Annotated in this window: 6 protein-coding genes and 2 rRNA genes; 3 read left to right on the top strand and 5 right to left on the bottom strand. The window is 66.7% G+C overall.

The features are described 5' to 3' along the window. The 3 genes from AWQ71_RS02840 to AWQ71_RS02830 all read left to right on the top strand — a co-directional run. Nucleotides 1-476: ribosomal RNA gene (locus AWQ71_RS02840) — 23S ribosomal RNA — on the top strand; the annotation flags it as partial. A 93-nt stretch (nt 477-569) separates the two neighbouring features. After that, nucleotides 570-686, top strand: a 5S ribosomal RNA gene (gene rrf, locus AWQ71_RS02835). A gap of 638 nt (nt 687-1324) precedes the next feature. Next, nucleotides 1325-2002, top strand: coding sequence for a DUF1707 SHOCT-like domain-containing protein (locus tag AWQ71_RS02830; RefSeq protein WP_084258413.1), 678 nt, complete (start codon nt 1325-1327; stop codon nt 2000-2002). A 100-nt stretch (nt 2003-2102) separates the two neighbouring features. Here AWQ71_RS02830 and AWQ71_RS02825 read toward each other — a convergent pair whose 3' ends face one another. The 5 genes from AWQ71_RS02825 to pstS all read right to left on the bottom strand — a co-directional run bounded on the left by AWQ71_RS02825 (nt 2103) and on the right by pstS (nt 6633). After that, nucleotides 2103-2807, bottom strand: a complete 705-nt coding sequence (locus tag AWQ71_RS02825; protein ID WP_084258376.1) for a response regulator transcription factor — start codon at nt 2805-2807, stop codon at nt 2103-2105. Between the two features lie 70 nt (nt 2808-2877). After that, the gene (gene pstB / locus AWQ71_RS02820; RefSeq protein ID WP_067125910.1) at nt 2878-3654 is read right to left on the bottom strand and encodes a phosphate ABC transporter ATP-binding protein PstB; all 777 of its coding nucleotides are present in this window, start codon (nt 3652-3654) and stop codon (nt 2878-2880) included. Nucleotides 3655-3657: 3 nt separating this feature from the next. Further along, complete coding sequence (pstA, locus tag AWQ71_RS02815) at nt 3658-4548, bottom strand: phosphate ABC transporter permease PstA (protein ID WP_067125907.1); 891 nt, start codon at nt 4546-4548, stop codon at nt 3658-3660. Then, nucleotides 4545-5522, bottom strand: a complete 978-nt coding sequence (pstC, locus tag AWQ71_RS02810) for a phosphate ABC transporter permease subunit PstC (protein ID WP_067125903.1) — start codon at nt 5520-5522, stop codon at nt 4545-4547. The genes pstA and pstC overlap by 4 nt, the downstream gene beginning before the upstream one ends. A 4-nt stretch (nt 5523-5526) precedes the next feature. Then, on the bottom strand, nt 5527-6633 hold the full coding sequence (gene pstS, locus AWQ71_RS02805; protein ID WP_067125900.1) for a phosphate ABC transporter substrate-binding protein PstS: 1107 nt from the start codon (nt 6631-6633) through the stop codon (nt 5527-5529). Between the last annotated feature and the right edge of the window lie 41 nt (nt 6634-6674).

Below are 6674 nucleotides of genomic sequence, written 5' to 3'. Positions count from 1 at the left end.
TCAACGGCTAAAAGGTACCCCGGGGATAACAGGCTGATCTTCCCCAAGAGTCCATATCGACGGGATGGTTTGGCACCTCGATGTCGGCTCGTCGCATCCTGGGGCTGGAGTAGGTCCCAAGGGTTGGGCTGTTCGCCCATTAAAGCGGTACGCGAGCTGGGTTTAGAACGTCGCGAGACAGTTCGGTCCCTATCCGCTGCGCGCGCAGGAGACTTGAGAGAGGCTGTCCCTAGTACGAGAGGACCGGGACGGACGAACCTCTGGTGTGCCAGTTGTTCCGCCAGGAGCACGGCTGGTTGGCTACGTTCGGAAGGGATAACCGCTGAAAGCATCTAAGCGGGAAGCTCGTCTCGAGATGAGGTCTCCCACCCTTTGTGGGGTAAGGCTCCCGGTAGATGACCGGGTTGATAGGCTGGAAGTGGAAGCGCGGTAACGTGTGGAGCTGACCGGTACTAATAGGCCGAGGACTTGTCCATAGATGTTCGCGTCGACTATGCGATTCAGAGACTGCAAGCAGTCCCGCTCGCGCTGTTAGTGGTGTGGGTGGCTGGTTGTGTGTTTCATAGGGTTACGGCGGTTATAGCGGTTGGGAAACACCCGGTTACATTCCGAACCCGGTAGTTAAGCCTTCCAGCGCCGATGGTACTGCACTCGGGAGGGTGTGGGAGAGTAGGACGCCGCCGGACAATTTTTGTGAGGAAGGGCTGCCCCCTTTGGGGGTGGCCCTTTCTTCGTTTTCGGGGGTTGTTTTTTCGCGTTGTGGTGCGTGTGGTTGTTGTTGGGGGTCCGGTGGCGGGCCCCTTTTTTGTGCGGTGTTGGTCGCCGGCGGGTTTTTTCTGTGTTGTGGCGGCTGGTGGTGGTGGTTTGTGTGTGGTGTGTTTTGAGGGGTCCGGTGGGGCCCCCTTTTTGTTTTGGGGCTGTTCCTTCGGTGGGGTGCGAGTGGCCGCTCAGGCGGTCCAGGTGCGCTGTCCTGGGTGGCTGAGTGCCCGTCGCAGGGACGGGGAGCCGTACGACTCACAGGGTCGGAGATAGCGATACGGCCTGTGGTGGTGTCGGGCGGGGTGTGGGGGCTGCTGTGGTGGCGGGGGGTGTTGAGGGTGTGGTTGCCGGTGCCGGTCCTGAGAGCCTGGTGTGCGGGTGTGGGGTACCGCGGCTGGTGTAAGGCAGTGGCATGGATGGGGGTGTCTCTGCTGTGGGTCGTGTTGCTGTGGGGCGGGACGCGAGGATGGCTGCTCAGTTCCGGTCGTGGTGGGCTATTGGAGCGAATGGTTGTGTGGTGGCTTGCCAGTGACCGATGCCCCGTGGATGCAATATCGTGCCGATCATGAGCCTTCCGACGCCGATGGAACCGAGGGACCCAAAGGAGATGCGGGCCTCGCATGAGGATCGCGACCGGGTCGCCGATGCACTGCGGGTGGCCGCTGGGGACGGTCGGCTGACCATGGGGGACGGTCGGCTGACCATGGAAGAGCTCGAGGAGCGGCTGGAGGCGGCTTTCGCTGCCCGAACCTACGCGGACCTGGCGCCGCTACTGGGTGATCTGCCCGGGTATGGCTCGGGCGCGCTCGCCACCCTGAACCAGGCGCTCGCCGTTCCGCCAGTGCAGCCCAAAGATGTCGTGCACGTCAAGCGGGTCGGCGGCAGCGTCAGATATGAGGGTGTCTGGATCGTCCCGAAGAGGCTGGATCTGGACATGCGTGGAGGTTCAGTGCTCCTCGACTTCACCCGAGCGACGGTCGCGGGGACGACGACCGAGGTGAACGTGCGCATGCGCGGAGGGTCGCTGCGCATCATCGTCCCGCCGGGCTATGCCGTGGACGCCAATGAGGTGAGTATGCTCGGCGGCTCCGTGCGCGACCGGTCCGCCAAGAACGCGCCGCCGGACATGCCGATCGGCCACCAGATCGTTGTGGCCGGCGAGATCGCGGGTGGCAGTGTGGACATTCGCCCGCCTCGTCGCCCCGGCCGGCTGCGCCGCATGATCGGCCGGTCCACCAGGTAGCGGCGCTCAGCCCCGGGCGGGGACGGCCGGCCGTCGTTACGCCGCATCGCGGGGCCGGCGGGCCCCGCGTCCCCCGCAAGCCTGGAGTCCGAAAGGAAGCTCAGCTGGAGACCAGGCGGTAGCCGACGCCACGGACGGTTTGGATCATTTGGTCGTCCACGTCGCCGAGGCGGGCGCGGAGGCGTTTCACGTGGACCGCGATGGTGTTCGTGGACATGGCGTCGGAAGCATGCCACACGTGTCGCATGATCTGTCCGCGGGTCACCGTACGGTCGGCGTTGCGCATCAGGTAGTGCAGGAGTTCGAACTCTCTGAGGGGGAGATGCACGATTTTCCCGCTGACCTTGACCTGGTAGGCGGTGACGTCCAGCGCGACGTTGCCGATCGTCAGTACGGTCCGCTCGATCTCCTGGCGCCGGAAGGCGGCTTGGACGAGGGGGAGTAATTCGGGGACGCGGTACGGCCGGGCCACGCAGGCTGTCGCCCCCGCGGCGAGGGCGAGTACGGCCTGCTCGGCGTCGCTGCCGAAGTCGATGCCGAGCAGGACCGGTACGGCCCGCGCCAGCCGTACGGCGCGGACGAAGTCGAGCGGGCCGATGATGGGGAGCGAGGCGCTGATCAGGACGGCGTCGGGCTGGAGGGCGCCCGCCTGGAGCAGCGCCTGGGCGCCGTCGGCCACGCCGGCGACCTCGACGCCTTCGGGTTCAAGAGCTGCCGTGAGTTGTCGGATCAGGTCGTTGTCCGGATCGGCCACCAGGAGTATGGGTGCCGACCGAGTGTCCCCCTCCACTGCGGGTACCGTCACCCGGGTTCCTCCACTTCCTTCCGTCCCGTTTCACGAAGAAGCCCAGACCGCGCCCAGGTTCGGGCCGGGGTCAGCCGAAGCGGCCGGTGATGTAGTCCTCGGTCGCCTTCTGACCGGGGTTGGTGAAGATCTTGGACGTGTCGTCCATTTCGATGAGCTTGCCCGGCTGGCCCTGGCCGGCCAGGTTGAAGAACGCGGTCTTGTCGCTGACGCGGGCGGCCTGCTGCATGTTGTGCGTCACGATCACGATCGTGTAGTCCTGCTTGAGCGACGAGATGAGGTCCTCGATCGCGAGCGTGGAGATCGGGTCGAGGGCCGAGCAGGGCTCGTCCATGAGCAGGACCTGCGGGCGTACGGCGATGGCCCGGGCGATGCACAGACGCTGCTGCTGGCCGCCGGAGAGGCCGGAGCCGGGCTTGTTGAGGCGGTCCTTGACCTCGTTCCAGAGGTTGGCGCCCTTAAGGGAGGACTCGACGATGCCGTCCAGCTCCGACCTGGAGAACCGCCCGTTGAGCCGGAGGCCGGCGGCGACGTTGTCGTAGATGGACATCGTCGGGAACGGGTTGGGCCGCTGGAACACCATGCCGATGGTCCGGCGGACGGAGACCGGATCCACGTCGGGACCGTAGAGGTCCTGGTCCTCCAGGCGGACCTTGCCCTCGACGCGGGCGCCGGGGACGACCTCGTGCATCCGGTTGAGCGTCCGCAGGAAGGTGGACTTGCCGCACCCGGACGGGCCGATGAACGCCGTCACGGTACGCGGCTCGATGGTCATCGTGATGCCCTCGATGGCCTTGTGCGCCCCGTAGTAGGCGTCGAGTCCGGAGACCTCGATCTGCTTGGCCATGTCCTAAGACCCTCTCTTCGCGGGCGAGCGCCACCACGCGATGAGGCGCGCCACCAGGTTGAGCAGCATGACGATCAGGATCAGGGTCAGTGCCCCGGTCCACGCGCGGTCGATCGCCGTGTCGGTCGGCCGTCCCGCCTGGTCGAAGACGTACAGGGGGAGGCCCATCTGCGGCCCGTTGAACGGGTTGTTGTTGATGGAGTCGGTGAAGAAGACGGTGAGCAGCAGCGGGGCGGTCTCGCCGGCGACGCGGGCGACGGCGAGCATCACGCCGGTCACGATGCCGGTGAAGGCGGTGGGCAGCACGACCTTGACGATGGTGCGCCACTTCGGGACGCCCAGCGCGTACGACGCCTCGCGCAGGTCGTTCGGCACGAGGCGCAGCATCTCCTCGGCCGACCTGACCACCACGGGCATCATCAGGATGGACAGCGCCATCGCGCCGGCGAAGCCCGAGAAGGGCATGCCGAGGGCGAGGACCCAGAACGCCAGCACGAAGAGGCCGGAAACGACTGATGGGACGCCGGTCATGACGTCCACGAAGAAGCTGATCCACCGGGAGAGCCGGCCGCCGCTGCCGTACTCCACCAGGTATACGGCGGTGAGCAGGCCGATCGGCACCGCGATGAGCGAGGCGAAGAGGACCTGTTCCAGGGTTCCGATGATCGCGTGGTATGCGCCGCCGCCGGCGTCCCTGGCTCCGATGTTGCGCATCGAGTGGGTGAGGAACTCCAGGTCGAAGCGCGCCAGACCGTTCTTGACGACGAGCCACAGCACCGACAGCAAAGGGACGACCGCGATGGCGAACGCAAGATAGACCAGCGCCTGGACGACGCGGTCCTTCACCCGGCGGCTGGTCGAGATGGGCTGGATGCCCGTTTGGACAGTGGTCATGCGGCCCTCGCGAACTCCTTACGGCGGGCAATGATCATGCGGGCGCCCATGTTCACCACCAGCGTGATCAGGAAGAGGACGAGACCGGACGCGATCAGCGCGCCACGGCCGATGGTGGTCGCCTCGCCGAATCCGTTGGCGATGTTGGCGGCGATGCTGTTGCCGTTCGGGCCGAGGATCTGGAACGAGATCCCGAAGGTCGCGGGGAGGATGAGTGCGACCGCGATCGTCTCGCCCATGGCCCGTCCGAGGCCGAGCATCGCCGCGCTGATGATGCCGGGGCGGCCGAAGGGCAGCACCGACATCCGGATCATCTCCCACCGGGTGGCCCCGAGGGCGAGCGCGGCTTCCTCCTGCATCTTGGGCGCCTGGAGGAACACCTCGCGCGAGATCGCCGCGATGATCGGCAGGATCATGATCGCCAGCACGATGGAGGCGGTCAGCATGGACTTGCCGACGACCTGGTCTCCGCCGAACAGCGGGATCCAGGCGAAGTACGTGTTCAGGAACTCCGACGGGCCGCGCATGAACGGCACCAGGAAGGCGACGCCCCACAGGCCGTAGACGACGCTGGGCACCGCGGCCAGCAGGTCGACGACGTAGCCGAGGACGGCGGCAAGGCGACGCGGCGCGTAGTGGGAGATGAACAGCGCCACGCCGATGGCGACCGGCGTCGCGATGATCAGCGCCAGGAAGGAGCTGAGCACGGTTCCGAACGCGAGTGCGGCGATGCCGAACTGCGGCTCCACCGCGTTGGGGGTCCAGGTCTTCTCGGTCAGGAAGTTCGAGGTGTTCGCCTGGAGCGCGGGGACGGCCTTGACGACCAGGAAGACGCCGATGGCCGCCATGATCGCCAGGAGGACGATGCCCGCGCCGGTCGAGGCGAAACGGAACGGCACGTCGCCACGGCTGCGCCGGAAGGCGGACCGGCGCACGGCCGGTCCGCCTTCACGTCTGGGTGATGTCGTGACCATCTGGTTAGGAGATCGCCTCGACGGCGGTGCGGACCTTCGTGAGCAGGTTCGCCGGGAGCGGGGCGTAGCCGAGGCCGGTGAGCGCCTGCTGACCCTCGTCACTGGCCGTGTAGGTCAGGAAGGACTTGACCAGCTTGGCGTCCTCGGCGGACAGGCCCTTCTCGCAGGTGATCTCGTAGGTCACCAGGACGATCGGGTACGCGCCCGCGGCCTTGGTGGCGTAGTCGATCGACAGCTTCAGGTCGTTGCCGGTGCCGACGATCTCGGCCGACTCAACGGTCTTGGCCGCGCTCTCCGGGGTGAGCTCGACGAACTCACCGGAGCCGTTGGCGACCTTGGCCTTCTGGAGCTGCGAGTTCTCCGCGTACGCGAGGTCGACGTAGCTGATCGCGGCCTCGGTGCTCTTCACCGAGGAGGCGACGCCGTCGCTGCCCTTGGAGCCCTGGCCCTTGGCCTCGGCCGGCCACGCCTTCGCCGGCTCGTACGGCCAGTCCGCCGTGGTCTTGAGGAACTTGGTGAAGTTGTCGCTGGTGCCCGACTCGTCCGAGCGGTGGAACGCCTGGATCGCGGTCGAGGGCAGCTTGGCGTCCGGGTTGTCAGCCTTGATCGCCGGGTCGTCCCACTTGGTGATCTGGCTGTTGAAGATGCCGGCGATCGTCTTCGGGGAGAGCTGCAGTCCGTCGACACCCGGGAGGTTGTAGACGACCGCGACCGGGCCGGTGACCATCGGAAGGTTGATCGCCTTGCCGGTCTTGCAACGGGCGTCGGCCTGCTCCGGCTCGCCCTTGTCGTCCTTCAGAGCGGAGTCGGAGCCCGCGAAGGCCACGGTGCCCTGGACGAACGCCTGGACGCCTGCGCCGGAACCGCTGCCCTGGTAGTTGAGGCTCACTCCCGGGTTAGCGGACTGGAAGGACTTCTTCCACTCCTCGATCGCGGGGCCCTGCGCGGAGGAGCCGGCCGCGTTGATGGTTCCGGACAGACCGCCGGCTGCGGCGGATGAACCGGCGGCGGTCGCACCGCTGTCGGCGCCGGTGTTGTTATCGGTGCCGCACGCAGCGAGCGAAAGCACGCCGGCGATGGCGGCCGCGGCGAGCCGGCCTGCATACTTCACGGTTATGTCCTCCCACTTTGCTCTTTCAACAGGTAGGACGG

Origin of the sequence: Microtetraspora malaysiensis, from assembly GCF_001528665.1 — a bacterium.
In the GTDB taxonomy this organism is placed as follows: domain Bacteria; phylum Actinomycetota; class Actinomycetes; order Streptosporangiales; family Streptosporangiaceae; genus Microtetraspora_A; species Microtetraspora_A malaysiensis.
The sequence above is the reverse complement of the archived record's forward strand: the minus strand, read 5'-3'. Positions and strand labels throughout refer to the sequence as shown.